The sequence below is a fragment of the Paraburkholderia phytofirmans genome (assembly GCF_046028095.1).
Lineage (GTDB): Bacteria > Pseudomonadota > Gammaproteobacteria > Burkholderiales > Burkholderiaceae > Paraburkholderia > Paraburkholderia phytofirmans_A.
In genome coordinates, this window is record NZ_JAQQDJ010000003.1 from 683,958 (window position 1) to 707,043 (window position 23,086).

The 23,086-nt window shown below is 64.4% G+C and carries 21 protein-coding genes; 20 read left to right on the plus strand and 1 reads right to left on the minus strand.

The window, feature by feature from the left end:
• The first annotated feature begins 77 nt into the window (after positions 1-77).
• On the plus strand, positions 78-479 hold the full coding sequence (locus tag PQR54_RS11985) for a hypothetical protein (protein WP_408246074.1): 402 nt from the start codon (positions 78-80) through the stop codon (positions 477-479).
• A gap of 171 nt (positions 480-650) precedes the next feature.
• Here PQR54_RS11985 and PQR54_RS11990 read toward each other — a convergent pair whose 3' ends face one another.
• Positions 651-1,109: a ribonuclease gene (locus tag PQR54_RS11990; protein ID WP_408245768.1), complete on the minus strand. Its 459-nt coding sequence runs from the start codon at positions 1,107-1,109 to the stop codon at positions 651-653.
• A gap of 378 nt (positions 1,110-1,487) precedes the next feature.
• Between PQR54_RS11990 and PQR54_RS11995 the strand changes: the two genes are divergently transcribed.
• From PQR54_RS11995 to PQR54_RS12085, 19 genes are all read left to right on the plus strand, one after another.
• Positions 1,488-3,275, plus strand: coding sequence for a hypothetical protein (locus PQR54_RS11995; RefSeq protein WP_408245770.1), 1,788 nt, complete (start codon positions 1,488-1,490; stop codon positions 3,273-3,275).
• A gap of 374 nt (positions 3,276-3,649) precedes the next feature.
• A complete protein-coding gene (tssB, locus tag PQR54_RS12000) occupies positions 3,650-4,225 on the plus strand; it encodes a type VI secretion system contractile sheath small subunit (RefSeq protein ID WP_408245772.1) in 576 nt (191 codons plus the stop codon).
• Between the two features lie 53 nt (positions 4,226-4,278).
• On the plus strand, positions 4,279-5,790 hold the full coding sequence (gene tssC / locus PQR54_RS12005; RefSeq protein WP_408245774.1) for a type VI secretion system contractile sheath large subunit: 1,512 nt from the start codon (positions 4,279-4,281) through the stop codon (positions 5,788-5,790).
• Positions 5,791-5,853: 63 nt separating this feature from the next.
• On the plus strand, positions 5,854-6,342 hold the full coding sequence (locus tag PQR54_RS12010; RefSeq protein WP_408245776.1) for an Hcp family type VI secretion system effector: 489 nt from the start codon (positions 5,854-5,856) through the stop codon (positions 6,340-6,342).
• Positions 6,343-6,434: 92 nt separating this feature from the next.
• Positions 6,435-6,863, plus strand: coding sequence for a type VI secretion system baseplate subunit TssE (tssE, locus tag PQR54_RS12015; protein ID WP_408245778.1), 429 nt, complete (start codon positions 6,435-6,437; stop codon positions 6,861-6,863).
• A complete protein-coding gene (tssF, locus tag PQR54_RS12020; protein WP_408245780.1) occupies positions 6,856-8,619 on the plus strand; it encodes a type VI secretion system baseplate subunit TssF in 1,764 nt (587 codons plus the stop codon). Before tssE ends, tssF begins: the two co-directional genes overlap by 8 nt.
• Positions 8,574-9,806: a type VI secretion system baseplate subunit TssG gene (gene tssG / locus PQR54_RS12025; protein ID WP_408245782.1), complete on the plus strand. Its 1,233-nt coding sequence runs from the start codon at positions 8,574-8,576 to the stop codon at positions 9,804-9,806. The genes tssF and tssG overlap by 46 nt, the downstream gene beginning before the upstream one ends.
• Positions 9,803-12,538: a type VI secretion system ATPase TssH gene (gene tssH / locus PQR54_RS12030; RefSeq protein ID WP_408245784.1), complete on the plus strand. Its 2,736-nt coding sequence runs from the start codon at positions 9,803-9,805 to the stop codon at positions 12,536-12,538. The genes tssG and tssH overlap by 4 nt, the downstream gene beginning before the upstream one ends.
• Before the next feature lie 4 nt (positions 12,539-12,542).
• Positions 12,543-14,438 carry a type VI secretion system Vgr family protein gene (locus PQR54_RS12035; RefSeq protein WP_408245786.1) on the plus strand — a complete coding sequence of 632 codons (1,896 nt, stop codon included), beginning with the start codon at positions 12,543-12,545 and terminating at the stop codon, positions 14,436-14,438.
• A 92-nt stretch (positions 14,439-14,530) separates the two neighbouring features.
• The gene (locus PQR54_RS12040; RefSeq protein ID WP_408245788.1) at positions 14,531-15,190 is read left to right on the plus strand and encodes a toxin-antitoxin system YwqK family antitoxin; all 660 of its coding nucleotides are present in this window, start codon (positions 14,531-14,533) and stop codon (positions 15,188-15,190) included.
• 2 nt (positions 15,191-15,192) lie between these two features.
• Entirely contained in the window at positions 15,193-15,579 is a 387-nt protein-coding gene (locus PQR54_RS12045) for a DUF4280 domain-containing protein (RefSeq protein WP_408246076.1), read from the plus strand.
• Positions 15,580-15,591: 12 nt separating this feature from the next.
• Entirely contained in the window at positions 15,592-15,840 is a 249-nt protein-coding gene (locus PQR54_RS12050; RefSeq protein WP_408245790.1) for a hypothetical protein, read from the plus strand.
• 14 nt (positions 15,841-15,854) lie between these two features.
• Complete coding sequence (locus tag PQR54_RS12055; RefSeq protein WP_408245792.1) at positions 15,855-16,862, plus strand: ABC transporter substrate-binding protein; 1,008 nt, start codon at positions 15,855-15,857, stop codon at positions 16,860-16,862.
• Between the two features lie 25 nt (positions 16,863-16,887).
• Positions 16,888-18,162: a dicarboxylate/amino acid:cation symporter gene (locus tag PQR54_RS12060; protein WP_408245794.1), complete on the plus strand. Its 1,275-nt coding sequence runs from the start codon at positions 16,888-16,890 to the stop codon at positions 18,160-18,162.
• Positions 18,163-18,170: 8 nt separating this feature from the next.
• A complete protein-coding gene (gene cuyB / locus PQR54_RS12065; RefSeq protein WP_408245796.1) occupies positions 18,171-18,872 on the plus strand; it encodes a cysteate racemase in 702 nt (233 codons plus the stop codon).
• Entirely contained in the window at positions 18,869-20,290 is a 1,422-nt protein-coding gene (locus tag PQR54_RS12070) for a dicarboxylate/amino acid:cation symporter (RefSeq protein ID WP_408245798.1), read from the plus strand. The genes cuyB and PQR54_RS12070 overlap by 4 nt, the downstream gene beginning before the upstream one ends.
• 110 nt (positions 20,291-20,400) lie before the next feature.
• Positions 20,401-20,802, plus strand: coding sequence for a hypothetical protein (locus PQR54_RS12075; RefSeq protein WP_408245800.1), 402 nt, complete (start codon positions 20,401-20,403; stop codon positions 20,800-20,802).
• Positions 20,803-20,892: 90 nt separating this feature from the next.
• Complete coding sequence (gene tssK, locus PQR54_RS12080) at positions 20,893-22,224, plus strand: type VI secretion system baseplate subunit TssK (RefSeq protein ID WP_408245802.1); 1,332 nt, start codon at positions 20,893-20,895, stop codon at positions 22,222-22,224.
• A gap of 56 nt (positions 22,225-22,280) precedes the next feature.
• Positions 22,281-23,036 (plus strand): DotU family type IV/VI secretion system protein, encoded by a 756-nt coding sequence (locus PQR54_RS12085; protein WP_408245804.1) that lies wholly within the window; start codon positions 22,281-22,283, stop codon positions 23,034-23,036.
• Positions 23,037-23,086: the final 50 nt, after the last annotated feature.

The window sequence follows — 23,086 nt, forward strand, 5'->3', positions numbered from 1 at the left end:
TCAAAAGGTCTGCAAAGCGGTCCAACGGCAGCCAGGCTGGCGTCGGCCGTAACAGCGGCATTGGTGGGAAAAACCTCATGTCATTCGAGTGGAAGCGCCGCTTAAAGCTGTTTGTCCAGCGTTTCTGGCAGCCGACCAGCGCATGCATGACCTGCATGCCGGGGAGCTGGGGCAACATCATGAGCCTTGCCCACTGGACGATTGCATTCCACACCGGTCTGCTCACCGGACTCCTTGCCGTGCTTCTGACCTTCACGCCCGCTGCGAAACTCTACGGGAATCGATACGGCAATGCGCTGATCGTCGGCTTGCTGACAGCATTGGGCGACGCCTATGCGCACGTGAGTCACTACCGCATCCCTTATGTCGAGCACATCGTCACGGGTGCTATTTCAGGTCTCTTGACGCTGGCTGCGTCATATCTCTTTGAAGACCGCGCGCGACGTCTTCGGGCTGCATGGGCCAAGGTTTTTGGATGAGTTATCCGTCGACTCTCTGGCCACTGGTCGAAGGTCCTCGGGCAAACTGCAAATGGGCGTGTCCACACGCGATCGTGTAGCAATGCTCGACGAAGAATTTTTCATCCAGACCACACTTCATAAGTGGGCATGTCTTCCGGCAATCACGCTATTCGTTCTGTAAAAGCGGCCTTACTCTGCAATGCGCTTGAAACTGACGTAGTAATCGTCGGTGTAATAGCAGTCGCCTGTCTGCCTGCGTGGTCCACCGCATATGATCCGGCGCTGCCCGCGATCCGTCGACCCAGGCGTGCGAACCGTGTATGTGTGGTAATAGCCGCGTGGATGCTGCGGCAGCAATGCCGCGCTGTTACGGAACACGACGCCGTCTTCCGAAAAAGGGAAGGGGCCGCCCGCTTTGATCAGCCGCAATGTTTCGGCTGCCTCCCCCGGCAACTGTGTCTTGGTGACGGTGCCGAGTGCGCCTGACGCGACGGCTGTGCCGCTCGCGCCTGCCGCTGGGGGAGCTGACGCCTCGCTCGCCACGGAGGCGCCCGACGCCTCGGTGGCGTTTTGCGATCCTCCCTTGCCGCATCCGCCGAGGATCGCGCTCAAGGCGACGATGCAGGAGAAAGCCCACGCTCTTTTCACGAAACGGGTCTCCTCTCGTTGACCGCAATTCGACGACCAGAATAGAAGGTATCGCTAATGGCGGAGCAAATCAATGTTCGGCGGCAGATAGCCTCTTTTCACACCGCAACCAGGGTGATGCACCGTTTGCGGCAGTCCGGTAGCGCACGACGCCCGCATGCAAGACATCGACCTCCACTAAAGTCCGCGACGTGGCGGCCGTTAACGATGTGATGGCGTTTCGGGCCGATGCATACCTCGGTGACTGGCTCAACGTGCACGCCATCAACGATCCTGGAACCACTCGAAAGAACCGGTGCAGGAGTTCATTTACCTACGATGTTGCAATTGGGTTCAACACCAGGATAAGCCGGCGGACCGGCTACAGGGGATCTGGAGATGGGTGCGAAAGGACCGTTGGAAGTTGTCAATGCAAGCGAATGGATCCGCCGTACGGCGCTGACACTCAGTTCGCGAAGCGCAAGCACACGGCGTGTCGACGCTGCGTACGCCGCCTGGTGCACGGCGCGCTTCGACGCGCTCAAGGCCGCCACGCTGCGCGACGCCCTCGACGACTACGTCGCCGAAAAAGGCGGTAACTGGGCCCGCGTGCCGCGCAACACCGAAAGCGGCGGCCTGATGGAATACATCCTGCGGGAGGCAACCAACGTTGCGCCGCCGCGGGCGTCGGCCGCGGCCGCCCGCGACCGTATCCGCAATTTCGATATCCCGCATTCGCGTTACGGCGTGCTTTACCTGCTGGGCAATCTCAACATCGACATGAACTGCTTCACCATCGCGATGGAGGGTGTGGCCGCCGTCGGTGGCGCAGTGGGGTCCGGCTTCGCCACCAACACGCAACATCTGAACAACGTCAGCCAGGCGGCCCGCCATGTCAATATCGCAGGGCATCAGGTGTCCGCTCAGGCGCTCACCACTGCATCCGCGACCGGCGTCAAGCTGTTGCCCAAGGGTGTGGCGAAAGTGGACGATCTTTTCGGCCTGAGCGCCCCCAACACCCGCGAGCGGCGCTGGGCGACCACCGGCACCGTGAGTCCTGACATGAATAGCCCCGGCAGCGGCGTGATCAAGTCCAGCGTGACCTGGACTTATCCGGTGACCCAGGCCGGCTTCGACATGATCAAGGAAGATCCGGCTCTTTTCCTCAACCCTTGGGTGTTGCCGACCACCGTGGTCGGCGCGGCGTTCGTCACCGTGACGGAAACGCTCAACAATCTGCGCCGAGAGATAGAAAGCGCGGTCACGTGGGCTTTCGAGAAGATCAAGAATGCGTTGCTCGGCGCATCGGCAAGCAACTTCAACCTGGCCGGCAGCGTGGTGCGTTCGTTGATCAAGGTCGTCGTCACACAGTGTCTCGCCAGCGCGGCGCCATTCGTGGGCGCGGCCATCGACCTCGGCGCGGGCATCGTCAAGACCTTGCGTGCAGCCGCGGAAAAAGTCGGCGCGTGGCTGCAGCGGCGCCGCATCGAACTGAACCCCGGACATCCCGAACTGATCGCCGCAACGCTCGAAGGCGAAATGGAATCCGGTATTTTCCAGGGACTGTGGACCACGCTGAAAGGGGTGGTGTCCATGTCGCTGAGCGCCTTTCTGCCGGGCGCCGGCAGCCTCGTATCGGCTATCGTTACGGGCGTCGAGTGGCTGGTCAAATTCACGTTCCGCCTGTGGGAGCAGAGCAAAATTCACGCGTTCCTCGTCAAGGCGCGCGAGGTCTACCTGCAGGAACGCGAACTCGCCACGCGCGATCCGGGTCCGCGCGGCCTCGAATTCCAGCCGAATATGGATCCATCCAAAGGCGGCATCATCCATGACCTCGACAAGTTCAAGACGTTTTTCCAGGAAGGGTGCGACGCCAGCCCGCTGATCCCGATGCTCACGTTGAATACCGGCATTTGCGGCAGCCTGATGACGCTCGCCAACCTGTTCCGCGATGAAATGGAGCCTGCCCGCGAGGTGGTGGACCGCGCGACTTACAACACCGGCGCGGAATACTTCGCCCGCCTGAAGAGTTTCGGCGCGCGGTATTTGCAGACCTCCGGCTTCAAGTTCCAGGCACGCGACACCGAAGGCCGCAGCAATATTCAAGGTCTGCTCGATCACGCCGTGCATCACCACACGAACGACAGCTTCGCCGACAAGGCCGTCGCCTTCCTCGCGGCAACGTAAGCGCCATACGCGGGACGTCGTTTCGCAGTTCTCCTCGACGGCGGGTTTTCCATTCGAAAATGGCAGCCCGCCGCTCGTCTCGCGAGCCGGTCGGCGACCGGCTCGCCCAACTCTCGCTGACCCCAAATTGCGCCTCGGATGGCGCGCAAACGTTAGCGCGACCAGGGTTCGTAAGTACTAACCCGACTCCCGAATAAAAACTCTAAAGATCACTCAGGCAGCGCCGATAAAGCTTTGGCGACGGTTGCGCGCGCCTGCCCTCGTCATGCGATTTCTGCGCGTTCCACCCCGAATTACCTGATATGCCGCTCGCCTTAGAGAAAGACGAGCGGGACGGTTTTCTTAACGTAGGCGAGCTTCACCGGGAGATACGTATGTCCAATAGTTTGCAGAAATGGGTTGGGCGTAATCGTCCGCCGCGCGTCCAGATCACCTATGACGTGGAAATCGGCGACGCGATTGAAAAGCGCGAATTGCCGATGGTCGTCGGCCTGCTGGCGGATTTGTCCGGTCACCCGGCCCAGCCGCTGCCGAAGCTGAAAGAGCGCCGGCTGGTCGAGATCGATCGCGACAACTTCGACGAGATCATGGGCAAGATCGCGCCGCGTCTCGATCTGTCGGTGCCGGACACGATGAAGGGCGAAGGCAGCCTCAAGGTCGAACTGAATTTCTCGAAGTTCGGCGACTTCCATCCGGAAGCGATCGTGCAACAGGTTCCGCGTCTTGCGAAGCTTCTGGAAGCACGTCAGCAGTTGCGTGATCTGCTCGCCAAACTCGACGGCAACGACGAACTCGATCTGATGCTTGAGCGCATCGTCCAGAACACCGAGGACCTGAAGAAAGTTCAAAGCCAGGCTCACGGCGGCGACAAGCCGGCTGCCGCAGCCGCCAAACCTCAAGCCGAGGCTGCAGCCGAGCCGGCCGCCGACGACGGCGCACCCGCAGCGTAACGGCATTGCATGCCCGTCATGGCGGGCGTAACGAACTTTCACAGGTGATCCAGATGGCAAGCAACAATGCAGCCGGCATGGCGGCAAGCGATACCCAGACAATCGAAGCAAGCGCGCCCGGCGCCGACCTGAGTCTTCTCGAACGCATCGTTCACGAAGGCAACATGGCGGTCGAGGAGTCGCAAAGCGTCTACGCGAAGAAGCTGATCGGGCAACTCGCGTCGCAGATTCTCGATGAAGGCATGCGTACGAGCCCGGACAAGTCCGTGGTCGCGATGATCAACGAACGTGTCGCGGAAATCGATTCGCTGCTGACCGATCAGATCAACGCGATCATGCATGACTCGGCGTTCCAGGCGCTCGAAGCGTCGTGGACCGGTCTGCACGACATGGTGTACGGCACGGAAACGGGCACGCAACTCAAGCTGCGTCTTTTGAACGTCACGAAGAAGGAACTGCTGAAGGATCTGGAAACGGCAGTCGATCACGACATGAGCGTGCTCTTCAAGAAGATCTATGAAGAAGAGTACGGCACCTTCGGCGGCTATCCGTATTCGCTGCTGATCGGCGACTACAGCTTCGGCCGTCATCCGCAGGATCTCGCGCTGCTGCAACGCATCTCGAAGGTTGCCGCGGCCGCGCACGCGCCGTTCATCACCGCAGCAGCACCGAGCCTTTTCGACCTGAAGTCGTTCACGGAGCTCGGTGTCACGCGCGATCTGTCGAAGACTTTCGAAAGCGCCGAACTCGCCGCATGGCGCAGCTTCCGCGATTCGGAAGATTCGCGCTACGTGTCGCTGGTCTTGCCGTCGTACGCGGCGCGTCTGCCGTATGGCGCGAAGACCAAGCCGGTCGAGAGCTTCAACTTCGAAGAAGATGTGGACGGTACGGATCACAACAAGTACCTGTGGGCCAACTCGGCATATCAGCTCGGCCTGCGCATTACCGACGCCTTTGCGAAATACAGCTGGTCGACGGCGATTCGCGGCGTGGAAGGCGGCGGCAAGGTGGAAGGCATGGTCGCCCATACGTTCAAGACCGACGAAGGCGATGTCGCGTTGAAGTGCCCGACGGAAGTCACGATCACGGATCGCCGCGAGAAGGAACTGAACGACCTCGGCTTTATCGCCATCGTCAATTCGAAGGGCTCCAACTACGCGACGTTCTTCGGCAGCCAGACCGCCAACCGTCCGAAGGTCTACAACAAGGACGCGGCCAACGCGAATGCGCAACTGTCGTCGCGCCTGCCCTATGTGCTCGCCGCGTCGCGCTTCGCGCATTACCTCAAGGTCATCATCCGCGACAAGATCGGCAGCTTCCAGACCCGCTCCGACGTGGAAAGCTATCTGAACAACTGGATTGCCGACTACGTGCTGATCAATCCGTCGGCCTCGCAGGCTTCGAAGGCGCGCTATCCGCTCGGCGAAGCGCGTGTCGACGTGACGGAAGTGCCGGGCAAGCCGGGCGCGTATCGCGCAACCTGCTTCCTGAAGCCGCATTTCCAGATGGAAGAACTGACCGCATCGATCCGCCTCGTCGCCGAATTGCCGGCAGCGGCAGCCTGATGCATGCGTGCGGCGCGAGCCGCACGCGAGTTTGCACACACAACCGATTAAACCAGGACAGTCATGGATACGATTCTTCTCCAGATCAAGGACATCAAGGGTAACGCGATGATCGACGGCTACGCCGATCAGATCGTGATCCACTCGTTCTCGCATTCCGTTTCGCTGCCGATGGGCATGGACGCGACCAATACGGAACGTACGCTCGGCCGCCCGAGCTTCCAGGAATTCACGTTCTCCAAGAGCACCGACCAGTCGACGCCGGGCCTGTACGCAGCCTGTACGGCCGGCACGAAGCTCGGCGACGCGGTGTTGTCGATCGGCCGTAACGAAAACGGCAAGTTCATGCTGCAAATGAAGTACGTGATGACCAACGCGATGGTGTCGTCGATCGGCACGAGCGGCGGCGGTCAGATGAGCGATTCGTTCTCGCTCAACTTCACGCAGATCACGTCTTCGTACACGCAGCAAAACATCGATTCGACGAAGAAGGGCAATGCGTCGTTCGGCTGGGATCTGTCGAAGAACGTCGCGGTTTCGCCGGCTGCCTGAGCATTTATCGCGGGTCGCGCAAGCGAACGCCGTATCACCGTCCGCGTTGCAGGAGTATTCGCGTCATGTCGGCAATTTCAAGGGGTTCGGCCATGCCCCTGTTCGACCGTCTCGCCGCTGCCGGCGAGACGCAACTCACGGGCGCGAATGCGCTCCGTGAGTCGGTGGCGCGCGACCTGGGCAGGTTGTTGAATACGCGTTCGCGGCTCACCTTCGAAGAGTTCGGTGAGACCGACGGCAGCGTCATCGATTACGGCGTGCCGGATTTCTCGGAGCGTTCGTTGCGCTCCGGCGGCGATCGCGACGCGATTGCCGCGGTCATCCAGCATGCAATCGCCTTGTTCGAGCCGCGTCTGAAGGATGTGACCGTCAGTTTTGCTTTTCCCGCCGAGCGCGCGCCCGCCGCGATTCTGATGATCGGCGGCCAGATTCGTGAACAGACAGGCGTGGGCCACGTGGCCTTCGAACTGGCGCCGTCGGGCCATCACACCGCTGATCCGCGCTGGGTGGACCATGGCTGAACTCGCGCGCGACGATATTCTCCAGTACTACAAACGCGAACTCTCGTATCTGCGCACGCAGGGCGCCGAATTCGCGCAGCGCTATCCGAAGGTCGCGGCGCGGCTTGCGCTGCACGGCACCGAGTCGCTCGATCCGCACACCGAGCGCTTGATCGAAGCGACCGCGTTTCTCGCGGCGCGCGTGCATCGCGATCTCGACCAGGAATTTCCGCAAGTTGCATCGGCGTTGCTGGACAACGTGTGTCCGTCGCTGGTTCAGCCGACGCCCTCCATGACGGTCGCGCAGTTCGAACTCGATCCGAGTCAGGGCAAGGTGACGGCGGGCTTCAAGGTGGCGCGTCACACGGGACTTCAGGCGCTCACCGAAAGCGGCGACGCTTGCCGGTTCCGCACCGCGTGGGACACCACGCTGTGGCCGCTGCGAATCAGCCGGGCCGCTTTCGGCGACGACTCGACGCTGCGTCTCACGCTCGAATGCGAGCCCGGCGTCGATTTTTCGGAACTCGAACTCAAACAGTTGCGCATTCATTTGCACGGCGACTGGATGGTGACGATGCCGCTCTATGAGTTGTTGGCATCGGCCGTGACGGATGTGTCGCTGCGCCCGGAAAGCGGCGGGGGCGTGGTGCTGCCCGCATCGGCGTGGCGCGAGGTGGGCTATGCGGAAGCCGACAGCGTGCTGCCGCAGCCGCCCCATGCGCAGCCGGCCTATGGGTTGATGCAGGAGTATTTCGCCTTTCCGCGCAAGTTTCATTTTTTCGATCTGCACCATCTGGCGGGCCGTCTCGGCACGGGCCGCACATGCGAAATCGTGCTGCATCTCGAACGCGTGCCGCGCGGCCTCGGCATGCTCGGCGCGCAGCATTTCAAGCTCGGCTGCACGCCCATCGTCAATCTGTTTTCGCAGACGAGCGAGCCGATCGCGATCGATCACCGTCATTACGAATACCGGCTGGTCGCGGATCAGCGGCGCGACGCCATGACGGAAATTCACTCGATCGTCTCCGTGGTTGCATCCGACCCGTCGATGGAACGCTCGGCGACCGTGCCGGGCTTTTCCTCGATCGATCACGTCGACGCGAACGGCGCGACGGTCTTCTGGTCCGCACGCCGCGAGCACAGCTTGCGCGAGAACGTGCAGGGCACGGACATGTTCCTGAGTTTCGTCGACGCGAGCAATGCCGTCAGCGAACCGGCGGAGCCGGTGGTCTACGCGAACGTGCTGTGCACCAACCGGCATCTGGCCGAACAGGTGCCGGTCGGCGCGCGCATGCTGGTGGATAAGGTGTCGCAGAACGCGCGAGTGCGCTGCCTGTATGAGCCGACGCTGCAGCGCAATCCGCCGCTCGGCAGCGAGACGCTGTGGCGTTTGATCTCGCTGCTGACGCTCAACTATCACTCGCTCGTGAGCGGCGCGACGGGCCACAAGCAGTTGCAGGAAATGCTGCGTCTGTTCGCCTCCGAGAGCACCCGTGAGCAGGATCAGATTCGCGGCATCAAGAGCATTCAGGCGCGCAGCGTGACTGCGCATGTCGGCGCCGACGCATGGCGCGGGTACTGCCGCGGCACCGAAGTCAGCATCGAGTTCGACGCGCATGCGTTCGTCGGCGGATCGCCGTTGCTGATGGGCGCGGTGCTGGCGCGCTTTTTCGCCATGTACACATCGGTCAATTCTTTTGTGCGGTTGGTGGTGCGCCGTGGAGACGAGATATGGAAGCAATGGGAGCCGATGACCGGTTGCCAGCAGCTGCTCTGATCGACCGGCTCATCGCGAATCCGCAGGGCTTCGAGCTGTTCCAGGCGATCAGTCTGCTCGAGCGTGCGGTGCCGCATGCGCGGCCGCTCGGTCGCGGCAATGGCGCGGGCGAAGGCGTGCGGCTGAGCGGTTTCGTGTCGCTCGCTTTCGAGCCGAGCGATGTGCACGGCGTGCGGCGCGGTGATTCGCCGCGGCATCCGTCCGCTCGCGAGAGCGAGCCGCAGGACGCGACTCAAGTACACGAACACGAGCACGAGCGCAGACGCGAGCCCGACCACGGCCGGCAAACGCCCGCCTACACGCTGTCCACGCCGGCGCTCACGCTGGCCGGCGCTAACGGCCCGCTGCCGATGCCGTTCACGGAGCTGGTGCTGGAGGGCCGCGCCCGGCGCGACTTCGCCACCGCCGATTTGCTGGACATCTTCAATCACCGCTTTCTCTCGTTTCTCTATCGCAGCCGCAAGAAGCACGCGCCCGGTTTGAACTGGCGCTCGCCGCACGCGTCGGCGCTGGCCGCATGTCTCGATGCGTTGAGCAATCTGGGCCTGCACGGCGCGCTGCGCGGCCCGCACGAGGAACGGCTGTGGATGCGTCACGCCGGCTTGCTCAGCGCGGCGCCGCGTTCGATGACGGGCCTGCTCGCCTTGCTCTCCGACCGCCTTGGTGTGCCGGTGCGCGGCATGCAGTTCGTCGGCGGCTGGCGGCAGATCGACGCGACCGATTCGCTGCGGCTCGCGCGGGTGGGTTTGCGCGCGCCCCGGCTCGGCGGACACAGTGTGCTCGGGCGGCGCGCGTGGGACCAGGCGGCCGGCATCCGCATCGAGTTCTCCGACTTGTCGCGTGAGCGCTTTGCCGCGTTGCTGCCCGGTGGCCGCGATCACGCGCTCGCGCAGTGGCTGATCCAGTGTTACGTGCAACAGGATTTCGATATCGAGTTCGTGCTGAAGCTCACGCCGCAACGGGTGAGCTGCGCGCTCGGCGGCCCGAATGCGGCCCGGCTCGGCTGGACCTCCTGGGTGGCCGGCGGCCAGCACGGCGCGCAAGACGACGGCGCCTCGCTTGACACCGCGCGCATCAACCCTACAACGAGCGCACGCGGCACGATTGCCGCGGCGCCGGCTCCGGTTCGTCTCGCGCTGCGCGCGGCCGGCCAACCCTCGCGCCATTACGAAGGATGCAGCGCATGAACATCGATATCCGCACGTTGCTGAGCCGGCTCAATCCGGAGTGCAAGCACGCGATGGAGCAGGCCGCTCAAGCGTGCGTGCGGCAAACGCACTACAACGTGGATGTCGAGCATCTGTTGCTGAGCTTGCTCGAAGCGGACGCGCCCGATCTGCACGCGATCCTCGCTCATTTCCAGATCAAACCGGAAACGCTGATCGCGCAACTCCAGAAATCGATCGATCAGTTCAAGCGCGGCAATGGCCGCACGCCGGCTTTGTCGCCGAACTTTTCGTCGCTGTTTCAGGAGGCGTGGTTATTGAGCTCGATGCTGCTCGCGGAACAACAGATCCGCTCGGGCACGCTCGTGCTCGCGCTGCTCGAGGTCGATAGCTTGCGCGGCCTGCTGCTCGAATCGGCGTCGGCCTTGCTGAACATTCCGCGCGCCACTTTGCGCGAGTTGTTGCCGACCGTGCTGGCCGGTTCGGCGGAGGATGCCGGCGGCGCTGCCGCGCGTACCGCAGCGTCCGATGGCAAGCCCGCCGATACATCCGGTGAGCCGGCTGCCGCGCAAGTGCAACCGGCGATGCCCTCAATGTCGCGCGCGCCCGGCGGCGGCACGCAACGCACCGCGCTCGACCAGTACACCGTCGACCTGACCGGCCTGGCCCGCGAAGGCGCGATCGACCCGATTCGCGGCCGCGATGCGGAGATCCGTCAACTGATCGACGTGCTGCTGCGGCGGCGCCAGAACAATCCGATCCTGACGGGCGAGGCGGGCGTCGGCAAGACGGCGGTCGTCGAAGGTTTCGCGCAACGCATCGTGCAGGGCGACGTGCCGCCCGCGTTGATCAACGTGTCGGTGCGCTCGCTCGATCTCGCGTTGTTGCAGGCCGGCGCCGGCGTGAAGGGCGAATTCGAGAATCGCCTGAAGTCGGTGATCGCCGAGGTGAAGGCCTCGCCGGTGCCCGTGATTCTCTTTATCGACGAAGCGCATCAGCTGATCGGCGCGGGCGGCAGCGAAGGACAGGGCGACGCGGCCAACCTGCTCAAACCTGCGCTCGCGCGCGGCGAACTGCGCACCATCGCCGCGACCACGTGGGCGGAATACAAGAAATACGTGGAACGTGACCCGGCGCTCGCGCGGCGCTTCCAGGTGGTGAAGGTCGAGGAGCCGAGCGAAGCGGTAGCCATCGACATGCTGCGCGGCATGGTGCAAAAGCTCGCGGAACATCACGGCGTCGAAATTCTCGACGACGCGGTGCGCGACGCGGTCAAGCTGTCGCATCGCTATATCTCCGGCCGCCAGTTGCCCGACAAGGCGATCAGCGTGCTCGACACCGCGTGCGCGCGGGTCGCGATCGGGCAGAACGGCGTGCCCGAAGAGATCGAAGCGCTGGGCCGTTCGATCGAGACCAACGAGAACCAGTTGCGCATTCTGCGTCACGAAGCGGCCACCGGCAGCGATCGCGCGGACGCGATTGCCGCTGTCAACAAGCAGCTCGACGAAGCGCGCGCGCAGCACGCGCGTCTGTCCGACAAGCTGGTCACCGAAAAGCATGCGGTCGGCGAAATCATCGCGTGGCGCAAGAAGATCGGCCTCTATCTGGCGGACGAACGCAAGGCCGCCGAGGGCGACGATGCCGACGACGGCGCCTCGCTGACGGCGAATCTCGCGCGCCTGGAGAAAGGGCTCGAAGCGGTTCAGAGCGATGAGCCGATGGTGCCGGTCTGCGTCGATTCCGCCATCGTGGCGAAGGTGATTTCTGGCTGGACCGGCATTCCGGTTGGCCGGATGCTCGCCGACGAACTGCACACCGTGCTGTATCTGCAGGACAAACTCGCCGAGCGCGTGGTCGGCCAGGATCAGGCGCTCGACGCGATCGCGCGCCGCGTGCGCACCTTCCGCGCCGATCTCGACGATCCAGGCAAGCCGGTCGGCGTATTCCTGCTGGTCGGGCCGAGCGGTGTCGGCAAGACGGAAACGGCTTTCGCGCTCGCGGATACGCTGTACGGCGGCGAGCGCAACATGATTACCGTCAACATGTCCGAGTTTCAGGAGGCGCATAGCGTGTCCGGCCTGAAGGGCGCGCCGCCCGGATACGTGGGCTACGGACGTGGCGGCGTGCTGACGGAAGCGGTGCGGCGTCGCCCGTACAGCGTCGTGCTGCTCGACGAAATGGAAAAAGCCCACCCGGACGTGCTCGAACTGTTTTTCCAGGTGTTCGACAAGGGCGTGATGGAAGACGGCGAAGGCGTGCCGATCGATTTCAAGAACACGCTGATCCTGCTGACTTCGAACGCGGCGCAGGACATCATCACCGATGCGTGCCAGGGCGGCCGCCGGCCGGAACCCGAGGCGCTGAGCGAACGCCTGCGTCCGGCGCTGCTCAAGCAGTTCAGCCCGGCGTTTCTCGGCCGCCTCGTGCTCGTGCCGTATTACCCGCTCGGCGACGCGCAGATCACGTCGATCGTCAATCTGAAGCTCACGCGGCTCGCGCAGCGCTTCGAGCGCAATCACCATGCGCGCCTGACGTGGGACGAACCGTTGGCCGCGCTGATCACCGAGCGCTGCAAGGAAGTGGACAGCGGCGCGCGCAATGTCGATCACATCCTGACGCAATCGATCTTGCCCGAACTGGCGCGCCAGGTGCTGGAACGCATTTCGATCGCGGAACCGTTCGGCGGCGTGCATCTCGCGCTGAACGGCGCGGGCGGCATCGAATTCCGCTTCCTGTCTGTCGAGGAGGCGTAGCAGCATGTCCAGCGTGCCCAGCCAGGCCAACAGCTTCATCTCGGTCACGACGCCGTTCGGCGCCGACGCGCTGCTGCTCGACGGCTTCGGCGGCCGCGAGGCGATCTCCGAGCCGTTTCATTTCGACTTGCGGATGCACTCGGCGAACAAGGCGCTGGACGCGCAGACCATCATCGGCAAGAGCGTCACGGTGACGGTCAAGGACCAGGTCGGCACGGCGCGTTACTTCAACGGCATCGTCAAGCGCTTCGCGCATACGGGCGCCAATTCGCAGTACGGCTTCTACTCGGCCGAACTCGCGCCGCGCCTGTGGCTGCTCACGCTTGGCCAGGACCGGATGATCTTTCAGAACCAGAGCGCGCTCGACATCGTCAAGACCGTGCTGGGCAGCTTTCAGGTGCCGTTCGAATTGCGCATCAGCAGCGCGGACTATGCGGTGCGCGAGTACTGCGTGCAATACGACGAAAGCGCGTTCGCGTTTATTTCGCGGCTGATGGAAGAGGAAGGCATTTTCTATTTCTTCACCTTCACGAACGGCGCGCACACCATGGTGCTCGCCGACAGCCCGTCGGCGCACCAGGTCGGTCAGCCCACGCTGTATTTCGCGCCCGACAGCAGCATAGCGCCGCGCGCCGAGCGGGTCTCCGATTTCACCATGACGCAGGGCATCGTGTCCGGCGAACATGTGCTCGGCGATTACGACTATCTCGCCGCGGCCAGTTCGACGGAGTCGTCGATCGGGAGTGCTTCCATTCCCACCGGAAGGCGCTTCACGTTTCCCGGCAAGTACGCCACGAGCGCGGAAGGCGCGCGCAAATCCGCGGTCCGGCTCGCCGCGCAAACCGTGCAGCAGCAGACCGGACGCGGCGCCAGCTATTGCTATGCGTTGACAGCCGGCACGTCGTTCGCGCTGAGCGGGCACGTCAACAGCGCGCTCAACGTGTCGTATGTGGTGCGCGACATCACGCATACGGCGTCGAACGATACGTACAGCAACGAATTCCATGTGTTTCCGGCGTCGGTGCCGTTTCGCGCGCCGCTCGTGACGCCGCGTCCGCTGGTTGCCGGCACGCACACCGCGAAAGTGGTCGGCTCGTCCGGCGAGGAAATCTGGACCGATGCGAACGGCCGCGTGAAGCTGAAATTCCCGTGGGACGGCAGTGCCGCCTCCGATGAAAACAGCTCGTGCTGGGTGCGCGTGTCGCAGGCCTCGGCGGGCCAGGGCTGGGGGCATCTGTTTCTGCCGCGCATCGGCCAGGAAGTGGTGGTGAGCTACGTCGACGGCGACCCAGACCGGCCGCTCGTGACCGGCAGCGTCTACAACGGCCAGAACGCGCCGCCGGTCGCGCTGCCTTCTCTGCAGACGCAAAGCGTGATGCGTTCGCGCTCGTCGAAAAGCGGCACCGCCGGCAACGAAATCCGCATGGAAGACAAGCTCAATGCAGAAGAGCTGTACTTCCACGCGCAAAAAGACATGACCGTCGCGATCGAAAACGCGCTCAGCACGACCGTGATTGCCGGCGCCGAATCGCATGTGATCCAGAAGGGCGACCGCACGATCGACGTGCAGACCGGCAAGGAAACGCACAACGTCAAAGGCACCCGTACGCTCGACGTGACCGGCGACGAGACGCACACCAACCATGCGGCCTTCACGCAGAACGTGACCGGCAATTACACGCTGAAGGTCAGCGGCAATCTCGTGCTCGACGTCAGCGGTTCGATCAGCATCAAGGCGGGCACCTCGCTCAGCAGCGAAGCGGGCACCACGCACGCGAGCAAGGCGGGTACGACCTTGAGCAACGAAGGACTGTCGCTTTCCCACAAGGCTTCGACGACGCAGACCGTCGACGGCGGCGGCATGCTCGCGCTCAAGGGCGGGCTGGTCAAACTGAACTGAGGCACGCGATCGAAACCTTTCTGTCACCGCCAGCCGCAACGTCCGCCGACGCGTCGATTCCGCCGCAAGCGGCGGATGGCGTCGCGCGCATCGTGGAAGAGCGAGACGACGCGGGCCGTCTCGTCGGGCGCGCATCTTTGCTGGGCGACGTGGCGCACGGCGAGAGCACGCGCTATGCGCCGGATGGCACCGCGCTCGTGCAGGCCAACTTTGCGCACGGCGCACTGAACGGGCCGCTGACCGCCTTCGACGAGCAGGGCGTGCCGCTTCAGCAGGCGCACTACCTGAACGGCAAGCTGCATGGCGTGACGACGCTCTATCAGGACGGCCGTGTCGCCGCGCGTCAGCACTATGTGCAAGGCGTGCTGCATGGCGAAAGCGTCTCCTACGCGCCGTCGGGGCTCGTCACGTCGCGATTGAATTACGCGGCGGGCAAGCTCGATCGCGAGGCGCTGTTCATGAGCGACGGCGTCATCGTGCGGCGCGTGAACTACCGCCTCGGGCTGCTCGAAGGCGAAACGCGCGACTACTCGCGCGAAGGCGCGCTGGTTCAGTCGTCGCCTTACCGTGCCGATCTGCTGCATGGCACCGTGCGCCGTTTCGCGCCCGATGGCAGCGTGATCGAAGAGCGTGTCTACCAGCAAGGCAAGCCGCAAGGCGAATGGCGCAAGGTCGACGCGGGCCAGCCGCCCGGCGGTTCGACCGCCGCGCCGCGGCTCGTCAAGCATTTCGAAAAATGGGTGAGGGGCTAGACGTGGGCATTCAGGTCACGGCAGGAACCACGCTCCAATGCAGCTTCGGCGCCGCGCCCGGCACGCTCGGCGTGCTGCCGGCGAACCGGGTGCTGTCCGGCGCGCCGGCGGCCACCATCATGGACCATCTGCCGATGGTCAACGTGATGCCCTTCGGCATGTGCAATTGCCCGGCCAATCCGATGGTCGCCGCCGCGACCGCCGCGGCGCTCGGCGTGCTGACGCCGATGCCTTGCGTGCCGGTCACCGCCGCGCCGTGGGTGCCGGGTTCGCCGACCGTGCTGATCGGCGGACTGCCCGCGCTGCAGAACTCGTCGAAGCTGATGTGTTCGTGGGGCGGCGTGATCCAGATCGTCGCGCCCGCACAGTTCACCACCATGGTTCCTTGAGGATAGAGGCCAATGCAGCAATACGTTTTTTCCATGACTTCGCGGATGGTGACCATCGCCGCGGCCTGCGCGTTGTTGCTCTGCGTCCTGCTGTTCCTGCTGGGCGTGGAAATCGGCGCGCGCTTCAGCGCCGACGCGCCGCGCGACGCATCCGCGACACCGGCCACCGCCGCGACGGTCGCCACCGGCAGCGTGGCGCCGCAGCCGGCCTTGCCGGGCGTCAGTGACCTCGCCCCGGTTCCCGCTTCTTCGACTCTCTAAGACTGGTACTTGTCATGTCGTTTCCGCTCCTTATCCTCGCCCGGTACCTCGACCGCCAATCCCTCGCGGCCTGCCTCACGCGGGGCGTGCAGCGCCGGGTGGCTCTGCTGCTCATCGCGATTGCCACGGTGACCACTCTCGCCGTGCTCGGTTCGCCGCCCGCCGGCGCCGCCGGCACTCCGCCGGCGCCGGCCGCGGTTGCGGCTGTGGCTGCGGCACCCGCCGCCGCTGTTCCAGCCGTGCTGCCGACCACTTCGACGGGTCTCGTGCAGATGCCGGACGGCCGGCTGCTGGCGCCGGAGTTCGCCCGCATCGTCGGACGAGGCGAGCTGGTGGTGGCGGTGCTCGGTGTCGACCAGCCGCCGTTCTTCGAAGAACACGACGGCAAGCTGACCGGACTCGACATCACCCTCGCCACCGACATAGCCAGAAAGCTCGGCGTGAAGGTGCGTTTCAACCGTGACGCGAAGACTTTTGACGATGTTGTGAGCCTGCTCGCTAAAGGTAAGGCGGATATTGCCGTCAGTAAGCTATCGCGGACGCTGTCGCGCGCGCAGGTGATCAGTTTCAGCGCGCCGTATCTGAGCCTGAAACGTTCGCTGCTGCTCAATCGGGTGAAGTTCGCGCAACTGGCGCATGGCCGGCCGGTGCCGGAAGTGATCCGCGCGTACGACGGCTCGATCGGCGTGGTCGCGAATTCGTCGTACGCCGGTTATGTCACCAACAACTTTCCGAAGGCGCAAGTGCGTAGTTATCCGACCTGGGATGCGGTGCTGAGCGCGCTGAACGCCGGCGAAGTGACGGCGGCTTTCCGCGACGAGTTCGAGGTGAAGCGCGTGCTCAAGATCGACCCGACCGCGTCGCTGCGGCTGCGCGTGGTCACCCTGCAGGATCTGGAAGACACGCTTGCCATCGGTGTGAACGTGTCCGAGCCGACGCTGCTCGCGTTCGTCAACCAGTTTCTGGCAGAGCGCAATACGAAGTTCGATGTCGGCACTGTTCTTCAGGCCACCGATCACTGATACGCATCACGCAAGAGAGCACACCATGAATTCCAGCAGGATCTACGCATTCGTACTCAACCCGTGGGTGGTGATCGGCAGCCTCGCGATCGGTGGCGCGCTCGGCCTGCTCATGCCGGTCGACGCGCAGAAGCTCGGCTTCATCGGCGACATCTACGTCGACCTGCTGAAGATGACGACCTTGCCGTTCATGATTTCGGCGGTCATTTTCAGTTTGCAGCGCCTGTTTCGCGACGGCGGCACCTCGCGTTTGCTGGTGCGGGTCATTACCGTGTTCATCTGCACCTCGGCGACCGTGGCGGTGGTCGGCGCGATCGTGCTGCTGACGCTGCATCCGGGCGCGAACCTGTCGAGTGCGACCATGCGCACGTTCGGCCTGATGGTGGGCAGCGACGCCACCTCCAGCGACACCGTAATGAACCTGTATGGCGCCGATGTCCCGCAACCGTCGCTCAGCTTTTCCGACGTGCTGACGAGCCTCGTGCCGACCAACATCTTCGCGGCGCTCGCCAACGGCGATGCGCTGAAAGCGCTGGTGTTCGCGCTGCTGTTCGGTCTCGCGGTCGGCCGCGTGCCCGAGCGCATTTCGGCCGGCCTGAGCCAGTCGCTGGAAACGATCTATCACGCCTGTCAACGGCTGATGCACTGGCTCAGCTATCCGCTGCCGCTGATCCTGATCTGCATGAGCGCCGCCCAGCTCGGCAAGTCGGGCGTGGGACCGCTGCATGCAATGCTGCAGTTCGTGATCGCGTTCTTCGTCGTGTCGGTGCTGTTGCTGATGCTCGCGGCCGCGATCATCTGGAAGCGTTCGAGCCATAGCCTCGCGAGAACGCTGGACGCGCTGCGCGCACCGTTCGCGCTGGCGCTCGCCACCCGCAATAGCGCCGCCTGCATGCCGAGCATGATCGAAAGCCTCGTCGACAAGCTGGGTTTCGCGCGTTCACGCGTCGAGCTGCTGGTGCCGCTCACCATTTCGCTGCTGCGCGTCGGACCGATGGTCTATTACGTGTGCGCGACGCTGTTCATCGCGCAACTTTATGGACGCCCGCTGGGTGTCGTCGAAGTGGCGACCGTGCTGCTCGCGTCGGTGCTGGCCGGCTTTGCTTCGGCGGGGATGACCGGGCTCGTCACCGTGTCGCTGGTGGGCATGACGTGCGCGTATCTGCGCCTGCCGTTCGAAGCCGCGTTCATCCTGTTCCTCGCGGTCGATCCGTTGTGCGACATGCTGCGCACGCTGATTCTCGTGATCGGCAACGCGGCCGCGGTCACGCTGATCTGTCCGCGTCCGCTGAAGATCTAGGAGCCTCGATGGCACTCATCGGAATCCTCGGCGGCATGGGGCCGCTCGCGACGGTCGATTTCATGGCCAAGGTCGTGCAGCTCACCGACGCCTCCTGCGACCAGCAGCATCTGCCGATGCTGGTCGCCAATCTGCCGCACATTCCGGACCGCTCGCGGGCCATTCTCGGCGACGGCGAGGATTGTCTCGGCGGTCTGCTGGAAGGCATCGATCTGCTGAACCGCAACGGCGTGGGGCTGATCGCGATTCCGTGCAATTCGGCGCATCACTGGTATGCGCGAATCGCGGCGCGCAGTGCCGCGCCGGTGCTGCATATCGCCGAGGCCTGCGTGGCCGCGGTGCCCGCTTCGGCGCGGCGCGTGGCCGTGCTCGGCACTGGCGGTACGCTGAAGTCGGGCTTCTATCAGGCCGCGCTGACCGCGCGTGACATCGAGCCGCTGATGCCCATTGCGGACCTGCAGCAAAGCATCGCGGCGTGTATCCGCGAGGTGAAGGCCGGCGCGCTCGAACAGGCAGCGGGCCACCTGTCGACGGTGCTCGACACTCTGGCCGCGCAGGATGTGCGTGCGGCAGTGATGGCCTGCACTGAGATTCCGGTCGCAGCGCGGCATGTGCAGAATCCGCCGCTGACGTTGATCGACAGTTCACTCGAACTGGCGCGCGCCCCCGTCGCCGTCGCGGTGGCGCGCGGCTGGAACAGGCCGCAATGAAGACTTTGCAGACGCTCTCGCAGAGCACCCTCGGCCTGCTGCTGTGCGTGGCGGTGGGCGGCTTGTGCGGCGCGTTCGCCGCGCCGGCCGGCGCATTCGCGTATTTCATCGGGCAACTTTATCTGTCGGTCGTCAACATGGCGGCGGTGCCGTTGCTGGTGGTGGCGACGTTTTTCGGCCTGCGCCAGGTGCTGGCGTTGCCGCGGCCGGCCGTGCGCGTCGGCACGATTCTCGGTCTGGCCGTCATGCTGGTGGTGCTGTGCGCGATCGGCGGCACGCTGACCGGCGTGCTGATGATGCCGGGGCAGCATCTCTCCGACGCCGCGCACGCGCAGCTCGGCGGACTCGTCCTCAAAAGCGCGAGCGATGCGGAAGAAGTGCGCATCACGCTGTTCGATCACGGCGCGCACGCGGCGTCGAGCGTCAGCGCCTACGGCGTGCAGGATCTGTTTCCGGACAACTTCTACCGGGTGCTCGCGGAAGGGCGCTCGCTCGGTATCCTGACCGGCACGCTGCTGTTCGGCATGGCATTCGCCACGCTTTCGCGCGAGCGCACGAACATGTTGAACAACGTGTTCGAAGGGATCTATCGCTCACTGGAGATCGTGATTGCGCGGGCGAACCTGCTGATTCCCGTGCTCGCTTTCGGCGTGGCCGCGCATCTGACATCGCATACGGAACGCGCGACGCTCAGCGCGATGGGCGGCTTTCTGCTGTGCTTCCTGCTGGCCACGGTGCTGTTCGGCGGCATCGCGCTGGCGATGATCGCGGTGCGCAGCAGCCAGCCCTTCGGGCGCGTGCTCGCAGGCCTGAAGGCGCCGCTGCTGGTCGGCCTGACCTCGGGCAGCGCGACCGCGCCTATCCCCCACACCATCGAGGCGATGAGCACGGTGCTCGGATTCAGCCGCGGTGTGGTCGAACTGGTGGTGCCGTTCGGCTCGGTGTTCCTGCGCGCCGGCTCGGCGCTGTACTTCGCGCTGGCGACCGTGTTCGTCGCGAATCTCTACGAGCGTCCGCTCGGCGCCGGCGAAATCGTCATGATCGGCGCCGCCGCGGCGGCGGCCGCCTTCGCCTCCGCTGGACAGAGCGGGGTGGCGACCGCCGGCTATACCGGCATCGTGCTGTCGTTGCTGCATCTGCCGGTCGAAGCAGCCGGCGTGCTGTTCGTCACGATCGATCTCATCTGCGAAGGGCCGCGCAACGTGCTGAGCCTGCTGTCGGTGTGCGCGGTGATCGCGCTCGTGTCGGCGGGCTTGCCGTCGGAGCGCACGCATATGGCCGAAGCGCGCGGCGAGCCCGAACTCGGCGAGGTGCTGCGCTTCGCGTTCACGCGCGCGCAGCTCGTGCTGGCGGCCGGCTGCATGGTCGTGGCGGCATCGCTGATCGTCTTGATGGGCATTGGAGTTGGAGCGAGATGAGGAACTGCCTGATTAGCGAACGTACTAGCGAACGTACGCGCCATCTATCGCGCTGCGCAGCTCGCCTGCTGGTCGCGCTGGGCTGCACATGCGTTCTCGCGAGCTGCGGCATGCTGGGCATGAGCGGCGAGAAAGCCTCATGGTCGCAGGTCACGCTCGCGGCTAGCGACGACGTGAATAACAACAGCCCAGTCGCCGTCGATGTCGTGCTGGTGAGCGACGACGCAATGCTTGCGCGGCTCGCCGAGCTGCCCGCATCGAAATGGTTCGTGGGCCGTAACGATCTGCTCAGCACGTTCCCGAAGAGCCTGCGCTACCGCAGCTGGGAGCTGGTGCCCGGCCAGCGGCTCGACGTGACGGACGATGCGTTCGCCGGCCCGCGCGTGGTCGCGGCCTTTGTGTTTGCCAATTACCCGGACCCGGGCGCGCATCGCGTCCGGATTCAGAAGTTCAGCGGGCGCCTGGTCGTGCAACTGGACAGCAATAATTTTTCCGTCGCGGATACGAAATGACAGCGTGTGCAGGTGTTTTCAAGCATTCCCCCGCCAGCCGGACGGCCGCACGCCGCCGCGCGAAGGAAACCGGCGTGAGGAGGAGCAACCATGTCTAAGCTTGCTAATGCGGTGACCGACCGCATCGAGTGGTTCGAGGGCATGCTGCTGTCGCCGCAGCATTTCCAGCTGAGCGCCGCGCGCGTCGATTCGCTCGTGGCGTGGCAAACGCTCGCCGCCGCGCCGTTCAGCTGGGGCGTGCGGCATCTGGTGTTCGACAACGGCCTGTTGGCGACCGGACTCGTGCGGATTCTCGCGCTCGACGCGATCATGCCCGACGGCACGGCGGTTTCGTATGCGGCCGAGTCGAGCCAGCACGGCCGGCTCGAACTGTCGCTGGAGCCGTTCGCCGAGCAGTTGGCGAAAGGGCCGCTCGACTTCTATCTGGTGCTGCCGGTCGCCGCGACGATGCGGCGCGATGCGCAGGTGAAACGTTTCCGTTCGACCGCCGGTGTGCCGGTGGAAGACGAAGTGTCCGACGCACCGCCTGCCGATATTCCGCGCCTCGTACCGAATCTCGCGCTCACTGCGGGCGAGCTGCCTTCGGGAATGCACGTGCATCTCAGGCTCGGCTCGGTCTATCGCGACAACGAGGTGGTGCGGCTCGGCGACACCTTGCCGCCGTTGCTCGAAGTTGCCCGCGACAACCCGCTGTGGACCGCGGTCGCTTCGTTGCTCGGACAGTTGCGCGGCAAGGCGGCGTTCGTCGCGCGGCAGACGGCCAATCCGTCGTCGAAAGTGGACGACCGGCTGACGCAGCTCGAATTGAAGGATCGCCTGCGCAGTCTGCTGACGGCGCTGCCGCATGCCGAAGCGGTGCTGCGCACGCCGCATCTGCATCCGCTCGCGCTGTTCTGGTCGCTGGCGTCGTTAAGCGGCGCGCTCGCGACGCTCAAGCCCGGCGGACTGCCGCCCGTGCCGCCCGATTACGACCATGCCGATCCGCTGGCGGTGTTCACACCGTTGCTGCGTTCGCTGCGCGACTCGGTGTCGGAAGTCAGCGAGGACTACCGCGAGCACAAGTTCGATTTCCGTCACGGCGCGTTCGAAATCGCCTTGCAGCAGGACTGGGTCGGCGAGCGTCTCGTCGTCGGTCTGCGCGGCCAGTCCGAACGCGATCTGCTCTCGTGGATGGACGGTGCGGTGATCGGCTCGCAGTCCGTGTATGCGTCGCTGCGCGCGCGCCGCGTGCTCGGCGCGACGCGGCGCGGGGTCGATTACGCGGAAGAACTCGGGATTCGCTCGGGCTCCGGTTATCTGCTGTTCGAGATCGACGCGGAACCGGCGCTCGTGCATGCCAGCGAGCCGCTGGTGATCGGTAATCCGAACGAAGGCGCGAGCGCGCAGCGTCCGCAGGAAATGCTGCTGTTCGTGAAAGGCTGACGCCTTGCATGCAATGAGACAGTGAAGATGAATGCAACGATGAAGGTACGCTGAGCATGGCACGCAATCGACCACTTGAGCCCGAAGAAGACGATCTCGTTACCGAACAGTTCCGGGTCTTTCTCGACGAGCTCGTCAAGGCGCAGGCGCGTTTTTCTGAGGTGCCGGGCACGGATCCAGATGTCGCCGCACAAGGCTTGAGCCGTCATCTTCTGAATCTGCTCGAAGTGCAGACGCTGCAGTCGCGGCGCGACAGCTCGCGCTTCGAGATGGAGAACGTGGCCGATGCGCGTTATCTGAAAGCCGTGCTGGCCGACGAAATCCTGCTCAATACGCCGTGGACCGGCCGCGAGCGCTGGACCGCGTATCTGCTCGAATCGACGCTGTTTCGCACCAACGTCGCCGGCGATCTGGTGTTCCGCCGCATCGAGCAATTGCTGTCGGACCGCGAACCGTCGCGCCGCCACATCGCGCGGCTTTACCTGTTTGCACTGGCGATGGGTTTTCAGGGCCGCTTTCGCGATGCCGACGCTGCCGCACGGCTGCGCGGCTATCGCGAGGAACTGTATGAGTTCGTCTATCAGCGCCGCGCGGATCTCGGTGGGCGCGATCGCGTGCTGGCCGAACCGGCCTACGCGAACACGCTGTCGCACGTCGCGCCGCGCAAGCTGCCGACGGTCAGCCGCTGGACAGTGATTTTTTTGCTGGCATTGGTGTCGTTGCTGGCCATTTCCGAAGTGCTGTGGCTATGGCAATCATGGCCGGTGCGTCAGGCCTTGTATGCCGATCCCGTGACGGGAGTGCAGCCGTGAATTCACGCAAGCCGATAAAAGTTGCGGCGCCGTGCCGCGCGCGTTGCAGG